The organism is Candidatus Thiodictyon syntrophicum, assembly GCF_002813775.1.
Taxonomy (GTDB): domain Bacteria; phylum Pseudomonadota; class Gammaproteobacteria; order Chromatiales; family Chromatiaceae; genus Thiodictyon; species Thiodictyon syntrophicum.
This window is the reverse complement of record NZ_CP020370.1, coordinates 910,208-927,429: the sequence shown is the minus strand read 5'-3', so window position 1 is coordinate 927,429 and position 17,222 is coordinate 910,208. Positions and strand designations below refer to the sequence as shown.

General features: G+C 66.3%; 20 protein-coding genes. 5 read left to right on the top strand and 15 right to left on the bottom strand.

The genetic code is table 11. From position 1 onward, the window contains the following. Positions 1-677: 677 nt before the first annotated feature. From THSYN_RS04085 to aroA, 4 genes are all read right to left on the bottom strand, one after another. Complete coding sequence (locus THSYN_RS04085; protein WP_100918018.1) at positions 678-1,028, bottom strand: integration host factor subunit beta; 351 nt, start codon at positions 1,026-1,028, stop codon at positions 678-680. A gap of 114 nt (positions 1,029-1,142) precedes the next feature. Further along, positions 1,143-2,822, bottom strand: a complete 1,680-nt coding sequence (gene rpsA, locus THSYN_RS04080; protein WP_100918017.1) for a 30S ribosomal protein S1 — start codon at positions 2,820-2,822, stop codon at positions 1,143-1,145. 149 nt (positions 2,823-2,971) lie between these two features. Beyond that, positions 2,972-3,718: a (d)CMP kinase gene (gene cmk / locus THSYN_RS04075; RefSeq protein WP_100918016.1), complete on the bottom strand. Its 747-nt coding sequence runs from the start codon at positions 3,716-3,718 to the stop codon at positions 2,972-2,974. Then, positions 3,715-5,058, bottom strand: coding sequence for a 3-phosphoshikimate 1-carboxyvinyltransferase (gene aroA, locus THSYN_RS04070; RefSeq protein ID WP_100918015.1), 1,344 nt, complete (start codon positions 5,056-5,058; stop codon positions 3,715-3,717). Before aroA ends, cmk begins: the two co-directional genes overlap by 4 nt. Before the next feature lie 339 nt (positions 5,059-5,397). On the opposite strand from aroA, the gene yhbY reads away from it, so the two are divergent. After that, entirely contained in the window at positions 5,398-5,709 is a 312-nt protein-coding gene (gene yhbY / locus THSYN_RS04065) for a ribosome assembly RNA-binding protein YhbY (protein WP_100918014.1), read from the top strand. A 94-nt stretch (positions 5,710-5,803) separates the two neighbouring features. Here yhbY and THSYN_RS04060 read toward each other — a convergent pair whose 3' ends face one another. Together THSYN_RS04060 and THSYN_RS04055 are read right to left on the bottom strand one after the other, a co-directional pair. Further along, positions 5,804-6,127, bottom strand: a complete 324-nt coding sequence (locus THSYN_RS04060; RefSeq protein ID WP_100918013.1) for a hypothetical protein — start codon at positions 6,125-6,127, stop codon at positions 5,804-5,806. Positions 6,128-6,186: 59 nt separating this feature from the next. Further along, positions 6,187-6,381, bottom strand: a complete 195-nt coding sequence (locus THSYN_RS04055; protein ID WP_100918012.1) for a hypothetical protein — start codon at positions 6,379-6,381, stop codon at positions 6,187-6,189. A 419-nt stretch (positions 6,382-6,800) separates the two neighbouring features. Between THSYN_RS04055 and THSYN_RS04050 the strand changes: the two genes are divergently transcribed. Beyond that, positions 6,801-7,469, top strand: coding sequence for a hypothetical protein (locus THSYN_RS04050; protein WP_100918011.1), 669 nt, complete (start codon positions 6,801-6,803; stop codon positions 7,467-7,469). Positions 7,470-7,760: 291 nt separating this feature from the next. Here the strand turns inward: THSYN_RS04050 and draG are convergent, their stop codons facing one another. From draG to nifB, 7 genes are all read right to left on the bottom strand, one after another. Continuing rightward, positions 7,761-8,699, bottom strand: coding sequence for an ADP-ribosyl-[dinitrogen reductase] hydrolase (draG, locus tag THSYN_RS04045; RefSeq protein WP_100918010.1), 939 nt, complete (start codon positions 8,697-8,699; stop codon positions 7,761-7,763). 28 nt (positions 8,700-8,727) lie between these two features. Further along, on the bottom strand, positions 8,728-9,078 hold the full coding sequence (locus tag THSYN_RS04040; protein ID WP_100918009.1) for a 2Fe-2S iron-sulfur cluster-binding protein: 351 nt from the start codon (positions 9,076-9,078) through the stop codon (positions 8,728-8,730). A 45-nt stretch (positions 9,079-9,123) separates the two neighbouring features. After that, the gene (locus THSYN_RS04035; protein WP_100918008.1) at positions 9,124-9,408 is read right to left on the bottom strand and encodes a 2Fe-2S iron-sulfur cluster-binding protein; all 285 of its coding nucleotides are present in this window, start codon (positions 9,406-9,408) and stop codon (positions 9,124-9,126) included. Between the two features lie 271 nt (positions 9,409-9,679). After that, positions 9,680-10,978 carry an FprA family A-type flavoprotein gene (locus THSYN_RS04030; protein ID WP_100918007.1) on the bottom strand — a complete coding sequence of 433 codons (1,299 nt, stop codon included), beginning with the start codon at positions 10,976-10,978 and terminating at the stop codon, positions 9,680-9,682. Beyond that, on the bottom strand, positions 10,975-11,466 hold the full coding sequence (locus THSYN_RS04025) for an ArsC/Spx/MgsR family protein (protein ID WP_100918006.1): 492 nt from the start codon (positions 11,464-11,466) through the stop codon (positions 10,975-10,977). The genes THSYN_RS04030 and THSYN_RS04025 overlap by 4 nt, the downstream gene beginning before the upstream one ends. A gap of 2 nt (positions 11,467-11,468) precedes the next feature. Next, positions 11,469-11,747 (bottom strand): 4Fe-4S dicluster domain-containing protein, encoded by a 279-nt coding sequence (locus tag THSYN_RS04020; protein WP_100918005.1) that lies wholly within the window; start codon positions 11,745-11,747, stop codon positions 11,469-11,471. Between the two features lie 109 nt (positions 11,748-11,856). After that, entirely contained in the window at positions 11,857-13,362 is a 1,506-nt protein-coding gene (nifB, locus tag THSYN_RS04015; protein WP_100918004.1) for a nitrogenase cofactor biosynthesis protein NifB, read from the bottom strand. 361 nt (positions 13,363-13,723) lie between these two features. On the opposite strand from nifB, the gene THSYN_RS04010 reads away from it, so the two are divergent. After that, positions 13,724-14,035 (top strand): YebG family protein, encoded by a 312-nt coding sequence (locus THSYN_RS04010; RefSeq protein WP_100918003.1) that lies wholly within the window; start codon positions 13,724-13,726, stop codon positions 14,033-14,035. Between the two features lie 473 nt (positions 14,036-14,508). On the opposite strand, the gene THSYN_RS04005 is transcribed toward THSYN_RS04010, so the two are convergent. Further along, positions 14,509-14,685, bottom strand: a complete 177-nt coding sequence (locus THSYN_RS04005) for a CsbD family protein (protein ID WP_100918002.1) — start codon at positions 14,683-14,685, stop codon at positions 14,509-14,511. A gap of 228 nt (positions 14,686-14,913) precedes the next feature. Here THSYN_RS04005 and THSYN_RS04000 point away from each other — a divergent pair, with 228 nt between their 5' ends. Beyond that, on the top strand, positions 14,914-15,309 hold the full coding sequence (locus tag THSYN_RS04000) for a cupin domain-containing protein (RefSeq protein WP_100918001.1): 396 nt from the start codon (positions 14,914-14,916) through the stop codon (positions 15,307-15,309). A gap of 149 nt (positions 15,310-15,458) precedes the next feature. Here THSYN_RS04000 and THSYN_RS34730 read toward each other — a convergent pair whose 3' ends face one another. Further along, entirely contained in the window at positions 15,459-15,581 is a 123-nt protein-coding gene (locus tag THSYN_RS34730; protein ID WP_236848791.1) for a hypothetical protein, read from the bottom strand. A gap of 462 nt (positions 15,582-16,043) precedes the next feature. Here THSYN_RS34730 and THSYN_RS03995 point away from each other — a divergent pair, with 462 nt between their 5' ends. Further along, positions 16,044-17,222: a GNAT family N-acetyltransferase gene (locus THSYN_RS03995; protein WP_100918000.1), complete on the top strand. Its 1,179-nt coding sequence runs from the start codon at positions 16,044-16,046 to the stop codon at positions 17,220-17,222.

The window sequence follows — 17,222 nt, the reverse complement described above, 5'->3', positions numbered from 1 at the left end:
GAGCGACGTCCGGCTACGACCTGGTCTGACTCGTGGAGCAGTCCTTTCGGGTGACGAAGGAACGCCGAACCCCAAGGCCGGCGCCTGTTGGGGTTCCTGCGTCACCCCTACCTACCGGGCTGGTCGGGCACGGCGAACGGCAGCGGGCGCATAACCGCGGTACCGCAGACGCCCGGGGGGTAAAGCGAAACGCCCTCGGAACACACTGACTCTAAGAGGGGTAGAGCCCGGCTGCGGTCGGGTCGCGCCAAGGTTCCGCGAAAGCCCCAGTCCGCGCAACCGCTCACCAAAGCGCACCGCCAAGCGCTCACGAAACTCCGTGAGAACAGCCAAGGTCTTGGGATCAGGGGATGAATTGGAAGGCACGGCAGTATCATCGCGGGTGCGACGCCAGGTAGGTCATGTCGCTGCGCGGCGTCCGCCGCGCCACCGGTCGATTAGCTACCAATGTTCGCGCGGGGAGCTTGGTGTCGAGCAACCCGGCCAAGATGACAGCCCGGCGGATCTTGGAGTACGGACACCAGGTACGCAAAGCTGAACCCTTGAATTCCTGTTAGCGGCGTCCGGGCGTCTGACGGCGCAATGGAGTCCAAGGCTTGCGCCTTGGATGGGGGGAGCCAAGGCTCGAAGCCTTGGACTCCTGAAGATGATCGGGCCTCTCCCTGGCAATGGCGGCCTCAGCCGCGCGCGGCGGCGGTGCGCTTGGGCTCAGTCGGTGACGGTGACTCGTCCTCGCGGCCGGCCTCGAAGGCATCGTTGACGCGATCGCGCAGTTCCTTGCCGGGCTTGAAATGCGGGACGTGCTTGCCGGCCAGGGAAACGGCGTCCCCGGTCTTGGGGTTGCGGCCGATCCGCGGCGGGCGAAAGTGCAGTGAGAAGCTGCCGAATCCGCGGATCTCGATCCGCTCGCCGCCGGCCAGGGCCGCGCTCATGCGGTCGATGACCTTACGCACGGCCTCTTCCACGTCTTTATAGGGCAGGTGATCCTGCTCGGCCGCCAGCACGTCGATCAGCTCGGATTTCGTCATGGTGTCGATTCCTTTTAGTGAAGGTAGCCCGCGGAAAACCGGCGGGGGTCACCAGGGAAAATCTGGGGGGCCGAGCGGCCCCCCCGATTCAGACCTGAAGGGACCCGGCACGTATCAGTCGCGCCCGGCCTCTTCCATCTGCTCTCTCAGGAGGTCGCCCAAGGTCGTGGCACCGCCGGAGATGTCGCGGGCATAGCCCTTGATCGCCGCCTGCTCCTCATCCTGATCCTTGGCCTTGATGGAGAGCGAGATGGTGCGGTTCTTGCGGTCTACGCCCATGAACTTGGCCTCGATCTCATCGCCCAGCTTGAGCACGGCGCGGGCGTCCTCCACCCGATCACGCGAGATCTCGGAGGAGCGCAGGTAGCCCTCGACCCCGTCGCCCAGGGCGATGGTCGCCCCCTTGGCATCGAGCTCGGTGATGGCGCCGACGACGAAGCTGCCCTTTTCGTGGATGGCCACGAAGCTGGAGAAGGGGTCGCGGTCGAGTTGCTTGACGCCCAGGGAGATCCGCTCGCGCTCCGGGTCCACGGACAGGACCACGGTCTCCAGTTCGTCGCCCTTCTTGTAGCGACGCAGGGCCTGCTCGCCGGGCTCGTCCCAGGAGATGTCGGAGAGATGCACCAGGCCGTCGATCCCGCCGTCCAGGCCGATGAAGATGCCGAAGTCGGTGATCGACTTGATCTTGCCGGAGACGTGGTCGCCCTTCTTGTGGGTGACGCCGAACTCGTCCCAGGGATTCATGGCGCACTGCTTGATGCCGAGCGAGATGCGGCGACGCTCCTCGTCGATGTCCAGCACCATGACCTCCACCTCGTCGCCCAGATTGACGACCTTGCTGGGGTGGATGTTCTTATTGGTCCAGTCCATCTCGGAGACGTGCACCAGGCCCTCGACACCCTCTTCGATCTCCACGAAGCAGCCGTAATCGGCGATGTTCGTGACCTTGCCGAAGACCCGGGTGTGCTCGGGATAGCGGCGCGAGATATTGACCCAGGGGTCCTCGCCCATCTGCTTCAAACCGAGCGAGACACGCTGGCGGTCGCGGTCGAACTTGAGAACCTTGACCTGGATCTCCTGACCGATCTCGACCACCTCGGCGGGGTGCTTGACGCGCCGCCAGGCCATGTCGGTGATGTGCAGCAGTCCGTCGATGCCGCCGAGATCCAGGAAGGCGCCGTAGTCGGTCAGGTTCTTGACGACACCGGTGACCTCCTGACCCTCTTCCAGGTTCTTCAAGAGCTGGTCACGCTCGGCGCTGTATTCCTCTTCCACGACCGCGCGGCGGGAGACCACCACGTTGTTGCGCTTGCGGTCCAGCTTGATGACCTTGAATTCCTGCTCCTTGCCTTCCAGGTAAGTGGTATCGCGCACCGGGCGCACGTCCACCAGGGAGCCGGGAAGGAAGGCGCGCACGGTACCCAATTCGACCGTGAAGCCGCCCTTGACCTTGCCGTTGATCAGGCCCTTGACCGTATCGCCGGCCTCGAACGCCTTCTCCAGATAGTCCCAGGCGGCGAAGCGCTTGGCCTTCTCGCGCGACAGCCGGGTGACCCCGAAGCCGTCCTCCACCGCATCGAGCGCGACCTGTACCTCATCGCCGACCGCCACTTCCAGTTGACCATCGGGGCCGATGAACTGGCTCTTGGGGATCACGCCCTCGGACTTCAATCCGGCATTGATCACCACGCTGTCGCTGGTGATCTCCACCACGGTGCCGATGACGATGGTCCCGGGCTGGAGCTGGGTGGCACTCAGACTTTGTTCGAATAAATCAGCAAAACTTTCGGTCATGGGAAACTGTTTACCTGGGGGAGGCACGCTGTCCCGTCCCTTCCGGGGCGGGGGGGAAGTGGGTTGAACTCAAGGCCGGCGCGCACCGCGCCGGTCCTTCCGATGGTGCGCCGGGATGAACCGGGCACCGCTGCCAGACCGCCGCCGATTCAATCGGCGGCCGCCTGATGGAACTGATCCGGAAAGACGCGCCTCACCTCTTCCAGGACCAATTCAAATACGTCATCGGCGGACAGCGCGGTGGAATCGACCAGCACCGCCCCCGTCGCCGCCCGCAGCGGCGCCACCGGCCGGTCGCGATCACGCGCGTCCCGTTGGCGGACAGCCTCCACGAGGTCGGGAAGATTAGCATCCAACCCCTTTCCCATCAACTGTTTATATCGACGCCCGGCGCGCTCTTGGGCACTGGCATCGAGAAAGACCTTGAGCCCTGCCCGCGGGAACACCAGGGTCCCCATGTCGCGGCCATCCGCCACCAGGCCCGGGGGGCGCGCCTGGCGCCGCTGCCAGTCCAAGAGCGCCGCGCGCACCAGCGGATGGACGGCCACCCGCGACGCGGCAAGGCCGGCGGTCTCGGTGCGGATCAGGTCGCCCAAGTCCTCACCCTCGAGCAGGACCCGGCCCGCGGCGAAGCCGATCCCCAGGTTGGCGGCGAGCCCGGCCAGGGCCGCCTCATCGTCCAGGTCGATCCCGCGCCGCCCGGCGGCCAGACCCAGCACGCGATACAGTGCCCCGCTGTCCAGGCAGTGCCAACCCAGGTGCGCGGCCAGGCGCGCTGCCAGGGTGCCCTTACCGGTCCCCGAGGGGCCGTCGATCGTGATCACCGGGACCGCCGGGTCCCCGTTCGGGGCCAGCCCACCGCCGGGCTGGGCATCCGTCGTGTCGCCGGCCGTCATCCCCCAAGCTCCTCGATCCCCAACCCCACCGACCCCGCCAACCGCGCAAAGCCCGGGAAGGACGTCTCCACATTGGCGCAGTCGCGGATCTCGATCGGTCCACTCGCGCGCAGCCCGGCGATGGCAAAGGACATGGCAATGCGGTGATCGCCGTGGGCTGCGACCGTGCCCGACCCGAGCGAACCGCCGACGATGCGGATGCCGTCCGGTCGCGGCTCGGCCTCGATCCCCAGGGTGGACAGGCCCGCGGCCATCACGGCAATGCGGTCGCTCTCCTTGACCCGCAGTTCCTCGGCCCCCGTCAGCACCGTCTCGCCCGTCGCGCAGGCGGCCGCGATGAAGATGGCGGGGAACTCATCGATAGCCAGCGGCACCTGCTCCACGGGGATGCGGATACCCTTGAGCGGCGCCGCGCGCACCCGCAGATCAGCCACCGGCTCGGCCCCGGCCAGGCGCTCATCGAGCACCGCGATATCCGCCCCCATGGCGCGCAGGATGTCGATCACGCCCAGGCGCGTCGGGTTGATGCCGACCCCCGTGAGGGTCAGGTCCGAGCCCGCGGCGATGCTTGCCCCGACCAGGAAGAAGGCGGCCGACGAGAGGTCCGCCGGCACCGCAATCCGGCCGCCGGTCAGTTGGCCGCCGCCGGACCCTGCTCCGGTGAGGCAGACGCGCGGGCCGGTGCGCCGCACCGGGTAGCCCAGGGCGGTCAGCATCCGCTCGGTATGGTCGCGGGTCGGCGCCGGCTCGGTCACGCAGGTCTCGCCCGCGGCGCAGAGCCCGGCCAGGAGCAGGCTCGACTTGACCTGGGCGCTCGCCACCGGCATCCGATACTCGATCCCCTGTAGGCCGGCCGTCGGCAGTATGTGCAGCGGTGCGGTACCGGCCGCGTTGGTCTCGATCCGCGCCCCCATCAGTGCCAATGGTTCGGTGACGCGGCGCATCGGGCGTCGGGACAGCGATTCATCGCCGATGAGCGTGGTCGCGAACGACTGCCCGGCCAGGAGCCCCGCCAGCAGGCGCATCGAGGTACCCGAGTTGCCCATGTCGAGCGGCCCGTCGGGGGCCCTGAGGCCGGAGAGCCCCACCCCCTGCACCAGCACCAGGCCCGCGTCCGGCCCCGTGATCGCGACCCCCAGGCGGCGGAAGGCGCGCAGCGTCGCCAGCGCGTCGGCGCCCTCCAGGAAGCCCTCGATCCGCGTCTCACCCGTGGCGATCGCCGCCAGCATGATGGCGCGGTGCGAGATGGACTTGTCCCCCGGGACCCGCAGCCGCCCGCGCAGGCCGACCCCGGCGGCAGCGGGGGTAACCAGGAATCGAAGGTCGGGCTGGGAATCCAAGAATGCTCCGGGGGGGCCGCGATGGGATGGGGGGGAAAGCCGGGCATTCTAGCCCCCCGGGACCGCTGGGTAAACCGCGACTTGCCCGGCTCCGCTCCGATCACACAAGGGGTTAGGGGCCAGGCACCGCTGACGCCGGGCCTGTGGGAGCGGCTTCAGCCGCGACGCGACGCCGCGGTAACCTGCAAGGCCGCGGCGGCGCCCCCAGGCCCGTCGCGGCGCAAGCCGCTCCCACAGCGTCGCGGCGCGACCTTCAGAGTAAGTTCGGCCCTGGGTTTAGGCGCTAGAATGCCCGGCGGCGACCGCACCACACCCCAACGACCCCCGGAACGACAGACCATGGCGAACCACCCACCCATTACCAACAAGCAGCGCCGCTGGCTCAAGGGCGAGGCCCATCCACTCAAACCCGTGGTCATGGTCGGCCAAGCCGGGCTCACGGAGGCGGTGCTGGCCGAATTGGACCTGGCACTCGACCACCACGAACTGCTGAAGGTCAAGGTCAGCGCCGGGGACCGTGAACTGCGCGACGCGCTCATCGTGCCGCTGGTCGAGCGCACCGGGGCAACGCTCGTCACCCGCATCGGCAACATCGCCGTCCTCTACCGCGCCAATCCCAAGAAGCCCACCCCGCTCGCCGTCCCGGCCTAGCGGGAAAGCCGGCCCAGCAGCGCCGCGGCCTGATCCTTCTCGGGGAAGGACTGCCATGGATTCGAGGTCCTGCGGGTGTTGGACCAGCCACTCCTTAGACCGTGCGCGTCGCCGCGACCAGGTCCCCCTGCCCGAGTTGGCCCTGCACCAGCGCATGGTAGGCGCCCTGGTGTTGCGGGGAGGAGCGATGGAGGTCCGCGAGCCGCTGCAGCGCTCGCGCCTGATCGTCGGCAGCGGCCAGTGACCGGGCCTCGACCAGTGCCAGGTCGACATCGTGCGGGACCACCGCCTTGAGCCGCGCCATGAACGCCGCCTGCGCTTGCGGGTCCGTGAGCGCCGCATAGACCCGCAGGACCGTCGGCATGGCCAGCGGATGCCGGGGGTCGCGTTCAAAGCCGAGCGCGGCCTCCTGCGCCATCGTGGCGGGGTCCTCGGCCGCCAGCGCCGCCGTCCAGGCGCGCCTCGGCGCGCCGCAGATTAGGCCTGCCAGCGGTCCGTGGCGTGCTCGGCCGCCCGCGTATAGGCGGCCTCGGCCGCCGCGTAGCGGTGGTGGCTATACTCCAGGAAGCCCAACGCCAACCAGGCCGCATCCGGGTTGCTGCCGGCCTGGCCGGCGGCCGTCAGGAGCGCCCGGGCCGCATCAAGCTCGCCGCGCGCCGCCGCGAACCGCACCTGGCCCAGCAGCGCAGGGGCAGAGATCGATGGGCGCGGGGATGCCCGAAGGCCGGCCTTAGCCCCTGACGCGCGAGCGGCTTGCCGCGCGCCCCCGCACGGCGTAGGCTACGTTAGCCCGGGGCCGACCCCGCTTTAAAGCCGCCCCGCGGCGCGAGCCCACGTGACAACGCCCAGGCGCAAGGCCATCCGGCCGGGCGGACGCCGTTGGCGAGCGCAGGCGCCGGACGCTGGGCCCCCGTTTCCCTCCCGCAGACCCAACGACAGGTGTCAGGAAATTTTACACTTCCAAAAGAGCCTTCATGTTAAGTAATTATTTATTTGCGGTATTTTGTTTTGGCACGATTCGTGCGAAATAATCGCTCGACAGATACCATACCCAGTTCTTCACGATTTCAGCTCGTCAACCGGAGAAATTCATGAAAAGGTTCCTCGCCGCGCTGGTCTTGGGCGCCAGCGCCCTCGTCTCCCTCAACGCCTCCGCCAATTTCGACCCCAACGCGGGCTTCGCCGCCACCGTCGGCGGCATCGTTACGATCCCCTTGGGGGACAACCTGAATAACGCCAGCTCGATCACCTTCACGACCGGGCTATGGCAGACGAGCAACGTACCGGCGACTTACAATCCCGGCACCGGTGCTGCGCCCAACGATTTTTTCATCAGCAACGAGATGGACGATACGTTTGGATCTCAGACCATCGGCAACATCTGGTCCTCAGCCCTGACGATCACCCCCGCGCCCGGTATCGCCAACTTCATGAACTGGGTTGGCGAAAACGGCGCCGCGTTCCAATTCAGTCTGACCTCTCTGGTCCGCAATCCCACCTCGCCGGGCGCCATGGACCTCTATGGCATTGGCACCTTTACGCAAACCGCTCTCGGTACTGCGGCTCCGTTCAGCGACCAAGCCAATCCCGCGACCGCATCGTGGCGCATGACCGCACAGGAGATTGGCGGGAACATCTCCGCCTCGTTCTCTTGGGGTACCCCGGCCTTCTCGAACGACGCCCCGATTCCGGGCATCCTGTCGCTCATGGGCATCGGCCTGCTGGGCCTGGGCGCCGTGCGTCGGCGAGTCCGCGCGTAAGTCAATCGCCTCCTGAATGCACGAAGCCCCGCCTCGGCGGGGCTTTTTTTCGCCTGGAAGTCCGGTCGGCGCGAAGCCAGGCATCGCCGCCCAGCGCCGAACGGGGCAGGTGCCCCCAATGCCGTTACGTTAAGCCCGGCCCGGCTGGGAGCGCCGCCCCCCAGTGCGGCGCGATCCCGCAAGTGAACCGGCGGTGCGGATTGAGCAGAGCCCGCGCCGCACTGGGGGGTGCGGCGCTCCAGGAGGGCGGCCGCGACGACCATCAGGCCCGCACCGGGCGGCCCACGCTCATCAGCCCCGACACTGGGGCGACATGGCGAGCAGCGCGCCCGCCTGGCTACGGCAGGCGGCGGCGACCTTGGGGTCCAGGGCCGCGAGCCAGCGTCGCGGTATCTGCTCGACGCCATAGAGGGCGCCGGCGATCATGCCGAGGATGGCCCCGGTGGTGTCCGCATCCCCGCCGCGGTTGACCACGTCGATAAGGGCCCCCTCGAAGCAATCGGTGGCGAACAGCGACTGGAAGACGGCGCGCAGGGTCTCCACCAGAAAGCCGCCCGGGTTCTCCATGCGCCGCCGGTCATAGCGGTAGGCCGGCGCCTGTGCCACCAGGGCGTCGGCCAGGTCCTTCAGGTGATCGCGCCGGCCGCCCTGCAGAGCGGCCTGGACCATGCGCAGCACGGTCAGGGTCCCCGCGTCCCCCAAGGCGTTGTGGTGGGTGGTGTGCGACTGGATGCGGTTGGCCGCGGCGACCTGTTCGAGGTCCGCGCCCAGGGTGACGAGTGCGATGGGGAGCGCGCGCATGCAGGCACCATTGCCGGCGTCATAGTCGCTCTCCGGCACCTGGGTCTCACCGGTCTGGCGGTAGTGGGCGATGCCGCGCCGCACCGTGTTGCCGATATCGACCGGCTTGCGCCTCATCCAGTCGCTGAAGGCAGTGGCGATGGGTCCCGCCGCCACGGTACCGGCGCTGAGGATGGCCTGACCCAGGGCCAGGCTCATCTCGGTATCGTCGGTCACCTGGCCCTTGCGCAGCTTGAGCCAGCCGCCACCCAGGAGTTCCCGATGGACCCCGTATTGCTCGAGGATCTCCCGGGGGATCAGGAACTCGACCGTGGCACCCAAGGCATCCCCCACGGCGAGCCCCAGATAGGCGCCCGCCGCCCGCGCCCGGAGCCGGTCGGCGGGGACGGCGGCCCCGATCAGTTCAGTGCTCAGGTCCAAGACGAGCATCGCGGCTCAACCGGTGCCTGGGCCTGACTCAATACTGCACCAGGATGTCTTCATCGCGCACGATCATCTGGCAGGCCAGGCGCCACTCGGAGGGCAGGTCATCCACCGCCATCCGATCGATATCCTCCGGGGTGATCTTTCCCAGTTGGCGCAGGACCACCTTCTCCTTCTCGGTCAGCAGGCCGCCCATGCGCTGGTTCTTGCTGTCCACGCTGGTGACGCGCACCACGCAGTTGCCGCACTCACCGTCCTGGCAGTCGTGGTGGACCGGGACCTTGTTCTCTTTGGCGAGTTTCAGCAGGGTCTCGGTGTGGCTCCCGGCCACGGCGTAAACGGTCTTGTCCTTGTATTCGGGGCTTGAAAAAGTAACGAGTGCCATAGTTTTACTCCGGCAATGTGTGCGTAGTGAGAGTGACGCCGGCCATCAGGCCGGCTTGACCTTGCAGTCCCCCAGGACCTGCGCCTGACAGGCGAGGCGGTCATGACGGTTGGCCATGTTCTCGCGCAGGACCTTCTCCTCCAGGACGGAGGGCTCGGTCAGATTGTTCCAGCCCTCGATCACATGCATCATGCAGGTGCCGCAATCGCCCTCCCGGCAGCCATAGATGATCCCGGCCCCGATCTTCTCCGAGATCTCGATGACCCGGGTGCCGGCCGGCACGTTGACCGTCTGGTTGATATCCTCGAAAGTGACCTTCGCTTTTGCCATGTGTCAGACTCCGGTAGTTAGTGGTCAGTGGTTAGTGGTTAGTGGTTAGTGGTTAGTACGCGTCAAGAACAAGTTGAACCCAACACAATCGTTGTCGTTGTCGTTGTCGTAATCGTAGAAGCGATGCAATTCAGCATGCGAGAGAATCCGGGGCGCTACGATAACCTCGATTACGACAGCGACAACGACAACGACGCGACGAGTGCCGTAGCGCGGACCGACAACCTCGAAATGACCTGAGCGGCCGGAATGATGATCGAGTTCCAGCCCACTACCCAAGCTCCGAGAAATCGATCACCCGCCCCTGCTCGCCCCCCACCAGGGCGTTGGCGAGCTTACGGCCGAACTCGCGGCACTCGATGAGTTCATCATCGGTGGGGATCAGCTTGAGCCGCAGCCCCGGCACCGGCACGCGCATCTTCAGCCCCCGCATCCGGTCCTCGATCATGCGCACCGCCTCCCCGCTCCAGCCGTAGGAGCCGAAGGCGGCACCGAGCTTGCCCTTGAGATTGATCACCGCCAGTGAGGACAGCAGGTCCCACACTGGCTTGACCGCATCGCCATTGATGGTGGGCGAGCCGAAGGCGAGGGCGTCGGCCTCCTCGATCAGGTCCACGAAGGGCGCCGTCTCGCCGCCCTCCAGGTCATAGAGCGAAACCCGCACCCCGGCCTCCTCCTCGGCCCCGGTGCGGATCGCCTCCGCCATGCGCGCGGTGCTGCCGTAGGCGCTCATATAGAACACCACGAGTGAGCGCTCCTCATTGCCGATCTGATCCACCAGACTGGAGGTGGACAGTTCCCGGTAGTGGGTCACATACCGGCGCGGGCGGTCGCGCAGGATCGGGCCATGGGTGGGTGCCACGATCTTGAGCGCCAGCGGCTCGATGAGCTTCAGGGCCTCGACCACATGGGCCTTGAAGGGCCTCATGATATGCGCATAATAATAATCGAAGGAGAAGCGAAAATCGCCGACCCGGTCGTTGAAGAGCCGGTTGTCGCAATAGTGGCAGCCGAAGATATCCCCGGAGAACAGCACCCCCTCCTCCACCAGATAGGTGCATTGGGTGTCGGGCCAGTGCAGGAAGGGGGTATGCAGAAAACGCAGGGTGCGGTTGCCGAGCGATACCTCGTCACCGGTGCCGACCGTCTCGTACTCGAAGGGCCGTGACTCCTCCTTGGGTTTCAAGAGCGCCTTGAGCATGGAGGTGGCGCGACTCGAGATATAGAGTCGCGCCTGGGGTGCGCGGCGCATCAGTTCCGGGAGCGCGCCGCTGTGGTCCGGCTCCAGGTGGTTGAGGACAATCACCCGGATCTCGGCATAGTCCGCGACCGACTCCAGGCGCCGGAAGAACTCGTCGGCGAATTCGAGCTTGACCGTATCCACCACCGCGACCCCTTCATCGCCGCGGACGAGGAATGAGTTGTAGGTAGTCCCGTTGGCGGTGCGCAGGATGATGTCGAAGGTGCGCAGCGTCGGGTCCAGGGCGCCGATCCAATGCACGCCGGGGGCGATCTGGACCCCGCCCTGGCCAGCGGCCGGGGCCGTGGCGACGCCGTTGCCGACGGTCACAGGCGCACCCCCGCGGGGCTGCGCCCCGAGTTCAACTGCGAGGTGGAAACCTCCGGACAGGTCGGTGCCTCCCCGCCCCGCGAGCAGGATTGCAGGTCCTCGCCCGCCTCCAGTTCGACGCCCAGGGCCGCAAGCACCGGGCCGGGCTCGAAACCGCAGTCGCAGAGCCCCGCGGTCTCGATCAGGGGCCGGCGGATCAGGAGCGGATCGGCAACCATCAGGGCCAGGGCCTGCGCCTCGGACAGCGCCTCGGGATGGATTTCGCCCTTGCGTACCCGCGGTGCCGAGGTGTTGAACCACTCCGCCACCGGCCGGGCGCCGAAGAAGGGCCGCAGACGCTCCGCCGTCCAGCCCTCGGCGAGTAGGTTGCGGACCTCCAGACAGTGCCCCACCGCGACCAGCCGGGCCTTCTGGCGGGCATTGGAGAGACAGCCGGGCTTCTCGTAGAAGACCAGTTCAGCGGGTGCGGTCAGGGCGAAAGTGGCCATGATCAGCGCGCCCTGATTTCGGCCATGGCCGCCGCCAAGCGTGCCGGGGGGATGCCGGTCAGCGACCCCGGCGGGTTCAGCGGCACCCCGAGCGCATCGAGAATGACCCCCTCGACCGGGCAGATGCCGGCGCACTGGGGCTCGGCGTGGTCGCCCTCGCACTCGGTGCACTTGGCCGCATCGATCAGGAAATGGGGCTTGGCCGCGAAGATGGCCTGGCTCGGGCACAGGGGCTCGCAGGCCCAGCAGTTCACACAGCCTTCAACGATCTGGAATGCCATCGGTCAATCTCCTCAATCTTGCGGCGTAGCGGGGTTCGGGGTCGGGTGGCGTCTAAGGCCGCCGCAAGAAGATGGGTCATCTTGCGACGGTCGGTCCGCGGTCGCGGCCTCAGGCGCGCATCCGTTCCGCGACGGGTGCCTGCTGTTCCAGGCGCCCGGCCGCGGCCAGTTCCTGGTAAAGCGCTGCGACCGCCTCCTCGATGGGCTCCATGGCGTGCTCGCCGTTGGGGGCGATCCCCGCCGCCTCCAGTTGCCCCCAGGGCTCGAAGCCGATCTTGGAGCACAGCACCGCCTCGCAGCCGGACAGGGTACGGATGGTCTTCGCCAGCGCCGTCTGCGCATCCCCGCAGGAATCCCCGCCGGCACAATACAGATCGACCTTGCGCACCCCGATGAAGCGCACGTCGGCCGCGCCCGCCTCATAGATCAGGAACTCCCGGGCGTGACCGAAATGCTGATTGATCACCCCGCCCCCGGTGGTCGCCACCGCCATCAGGACCGGGCGCGTCTCCTTTCTGGTCCGCTTGATCGATGCCGGCGAGATGAAGGTCTCACCGCTCTTCTTGCGCTGCGCCTCCCGATTGGCCTCGATAGCGGCGTGGACCTGGCGCCGCCGCTCCATGGCCTGGCCGTAATCGATCTCCATGGTCTCGATCTTATCGAGCGTGAACTCGTGACCGCGATCCTCCCCGAGCATCCCCACCGCATCCGCCCGGCACTGGCGGCAGTGGCGCATCATATTCATATCCCCGGCGCAGGCGTCCTGGAGCGCCTGCAGCTCCTCATGGGTCGGCCCGCGCTGGCCCATGACGCCATAGAAGGTCCCGTGCTCCGGCTCCGCGATCAGCGGCATCACATTGTGCAGGAAGGCCCCCTTGGCCTTGACCACGCGGCTGACTTCTTTCAGGTGTTCATCATTGACCCCGGGAATCAGGACCGAGTTGACCTTCACCAGCACCCCGCGGGCGACCAGCATCTCAAGCCCCTTCTGCTGCTGTTCGATCAGAATCGCCACCCCCTTGCGGCCCTTGACCCGACGCCCCTTCCAGAAGATCCAGGGATAGATCTTGACCCCCACGTCGGGGTCCACGCAGTTGATGGTGATGGTCACATGGTCGATGTTGTGCGCGCACAGTTCATCCACCGTCTCGGGGAGCGCCAGCCCATTGGTCGAAACGCACAGCTTGATGTCCGGGGCCTTCTCCGACAGCTGCCGGAAGGTATCCAGGGTGCGCCCGGGGTTGGCCAGTGGATCGCCGGGTCCGGCAATGCCGAGCACCGTCATCTGCGGAATGTTGGCCGCTACCGCCATCACCTTCTTCACCGCCTGGTCCGGGGTCAGCACCTCGGAGACCACCCCCGGGCGCGACTCATTGGCGCAGTCGTATTTACGGTTGCAGTAGTGACACTGGATATTGCACGCGGGGGCCACCGCCACATGCATTCGGGCATAGTGATGGTGGGCCTCCTCCGAGTAACAGGGGTGGTTGTGGACCTTGGCCCGGATATGTTCCGGCAGGTGCGCAAGCGCATCCGAACTGCCGCCGCAACCGCTCGACGCGCAGCCACCCGCGGCGGGTGCGCCTGCACCTGGACCTATGACCTTCAACGCCATCGCATGTCTCCAGAAGTCCCGGGCGCCCGGCCCGTGGGTTTCAAACTGACTCTGGAGTGACTACAGCAAACCTCGTGCCGGGTTTGGCAGGGGCAACGAAGCCCCTGTTTTTTTTGCAGTTGCCGCCTGGGCCTTGGGTGGGTTGTCGACAATCCGACAGGTGCGCGGCGGCCGCGTTGTTGGGATGGGGACAGGCGCCGCCCCAGCGAGCGGCCAGGTATCCCCGAAGGATGGGTAGAGCGCGGCGAAACCCATCGTCCCCACTTTCAAACTGACTTTATCGACAGTACACTGACCCCTTGTCGGCGCCGCTCGCGGCAGTTCGCCGCGCGCCGCCTCAACGCATCGGGAGCCCGGCACCGTGATCGAGATCGAATACGTCGTCAGAGACCAGAAGGGGATCGAGAGATTGCGCACCACCGACAAAAAGGCCGCGGACGCCTACGACCGGGCCCTTGAGACGGCCGAACGCCTGGCCGACCTCCTGCGCCGCGACCGGGTCCTGCCGGGGCTCGCCGAGCACGACCTGGAGGAATTGACTATCTACCTGGCCCGCAATGCCCGCAACGTCGAGCGCATTCTGAAGGGCAAGGGGCCGGAGTTGGAGCCCGCCCCGGAGCCGGAGCTCATCGAGACCAAGGACAAGGTGACCCAGTTGCGGGCCGCGGGTTAGCGCCCGGGTCCCGCTCGGACGGCGTTATCTATACCCCATCGCTCGAAGAAAGAGGTTCTCTCACAAAGACACGGAGACACAAAGAAAGATCGCATGATGCGCAGTTCGTAGGGCGGGCAGAGCGCAGCGATGCCCATCAACCCGCCGCGACCCCGAGATGATGGGCATCGCTGCCGCTCTGCCCATTCAGGAGGACAGGGGGTCAGAGGACAGGGGTCAGGTCTTGCCTTTTACCTGACAGGAGGCAAAAGGCAAGACCTGTCCCCCCTCAACCCCATTCCCCGAACAGACATCAGCAGCGCCAGCGAGCCAACAGCCAGGCGGCGGAGCCCGCGGCCGACGGCATGCAGCACACGCAACAAGGGATCGGTCAATATGGGCGGAGGCCGTTGTTACCAGGCGTTCGGTCGTTGATGCATCGTCATCACCGATCCTCGATAGGCGGTCCGTTACCGACCCTTGTCGGTGCCGTCTTAGTGGTGGCGCTTGGCATCCACAGCATAATCACCGAGATCCGCCAGCACCTTACCGGCGTTCTTCTGGCTATTACCCTTCTCCTCTAGGTCTTTATTGCCGACGACCTGTCCGGCGACTTCCTTGATCTTGCCCTTCACTTCCTCGACGCGGCCTCTGACTTGTTCTTTGTTCATGAGAGTCTCCTTCAGTGTATTGAGCCATAACCACGCTGGTCATGACCCGGGCGTGGAATCTGTGTTTCCACCGCTACCGCGGCACGTTACACCGAAAACCGAAACGGCTCAGTGCGGTAGCGAACAGAAAGGCGATGCTCTCAGGCGCACCATGCACGTCGATCCGAAACCCGCAGCCGAACTGCTGAACCTTGTTGCAGCAGGTCGCCGTGAACTGAAAGAACTGCTATGAAAGGCTATGTCAAAGACCTCGAAGGCGTCGCTGTCGAAAACGAAGATTTTCGCCGGGTGCTCTACACGGCGAAGAACTGTCAACTCGTTGTCATGGCCTTGAAACCAAAGGAGGATATCGGCATGGAGGTGCACCAGTTGGATCAATTCTTTCATGTAAAAGAAGGGTCGGGCGTGGCCCTTGTCGATGGGGTTTCCACGGCTATCCGCCCGGGTTTTGCGGTACTCGTCCCCGCCGGGACCCAGCACAACATTATCAATACCGGCACCGTTGCACTAAAGCTCTATACCCTCTATGCACCGCCGAATCATCGCGACGGCGTGATCCATCACACCCGCGCCGACGCGCAGGCGGACCACGAACACTTCAACGGTCAGACGACCGAGTCATAGGCTAATTTTGGGTAAGTGAGAACAGGGGGTAAGGTCTTGCCTTAGCCATGGACAAGGCAAGTACGCGCCGGGTCACCGCTCTACGGCCTGGTTTTCTCGGGCGAACCAAGACAATGCCGCAGTGAGTTCCCGGTTGAAAGTCCCGGATATCAGAACAAAGCAAGATCCTGGGCGATCAATAGCCGACCGCTTTCCTGGTCGTCGAACCAGACGTTGGGGTCGGGATGTCCAGTGAGGTCCTCTTGCATCACGGAGTCCGCCTCGTGACCCAATGCCGCGAGGTCGGCGATCAGTCGAGTCGGAATGTTCTCGTCAAGCTTGGTTGATCCAGGTCAAATCCCAGGCGAAAATAAGGGTCGATTGGGGCTTGGTATAGGGCCGGCGGCCGGGTCTTGGTGGCAGAGGATCTGACGCCGGCGGCACAGGTCGAGCGTTATGGCCTGGGACCGCGATGCGAGGCCGCGGGGAACGCGGACGTTGCGTTCCCGGGGCGACCCGGCGCGGCTGAAGCCGCTCCCACGGCGTCGCTGCGCGACTTTCACGGTCAAAGAAGACCAGCGGGTTGCGCCGACGCGGCGGGCGGCGGTCGGGGGGCGCAACGGTTGCGCCCGGGTGGGAGACGGCGGCGCTGCAGGCATGGGCCCAACGGTCTATGCCCCCGTCTATCCGACCGGTTTTACCGTGCCGATGCGCCCACATCTTCCCCGCTACCGACCGACCACTGGCCCGGGCCCATGTACCGCCTCAGCACCCACGACGCTATCGACGAGCTTCCGGCCGCGGACTGGAACCGCCTCGCGGACCCCGACACGCCCTTCCTGCGCCATGAGTTTCTCAGCGCGATGGAGCGGCACGGCTGCGTGGGGGAGGCCCAAGGCTGGGTCCCGCGGCACCTGGCCTTGCGCGACGCGGCGGGCGCCCTGGTCGCGGCGGCCCCCTGCTATCTCAAGTTCAACTCGTACGGCGAGTTCGTGTTCGACTGGGCCTGGGCGGACGCCTACCGCCGCCACGGGCTGGCCTATTATCCGAAGCTGGTCCTGGGCTCACCCTATACCCCGGCGACGGGCCCGCGGCTGCTCATCGGGGACACCCCGGCGCGGACTCAGTTCGCCCAGGCACTGGCGGACGGGGCGCTACAGGTGGCGCAGCAGTTGGGGGTATCATCGCTGCACTGGCTCTTTACCACCGCCGCGGAGACCGATCTGTTGGAGGCACGGGGGCTGATGCGGCGGGTGGGCTGCCAGTTCCACTGGACCAACCCGGGCTACCGCTCCTTCGACGACTTTCTGGCGACCTTCACCGCGCAGAAGCGTAAGAAGGTGAAGCGCGAGCGGCGCCGGGTGCAGGAGGCCGGGGTCAGCATCCGGCGTATCCCCGGGGATGAGGTCAGCGAGGCGCAGTGGGCGACCTTCCATCGCCTCTACCGGGATACCTTCGACAAGCACGGTGGGGTCCCGACCCTGACCCTGCCCTTCTTTCAGGAGATCGCGCGGACCATGGGGCGCAACCTGCTCCTGGTGTTCGCGCAGCGGGGAGTCGAGGTCGTCGCCGCGGCCTTCAATCTGGTGGGTGAGCGCTCACTGTTCGGGCGTCACTGGGGCTGCTTCAAGGACTTTCACAGTCTGCATTTCGAGGCTTGCTATTATCAGGGCCTGGAGCACTGTATCGCGGCGGGGCTTACGCGCTTCGAGCCGGGCGCCCAGGGTGAACACAAGGTCAGCCGGGGCTTCCTGCCGACGCCGACCTGGTCCGCTCACTGGATCGCGGACCCGCGTTTTCGGGAGGCCATCGGGCGCTTTCTCGCCCAGGAGACCCAGGGGATGAACGAGTACCACCAGGAGATGCACGCCCACAGCCCGTTTCGCGAGCCGCCGGCTACGGACGCCCACCGGCCGCTGGCTGCCCTTGATTGA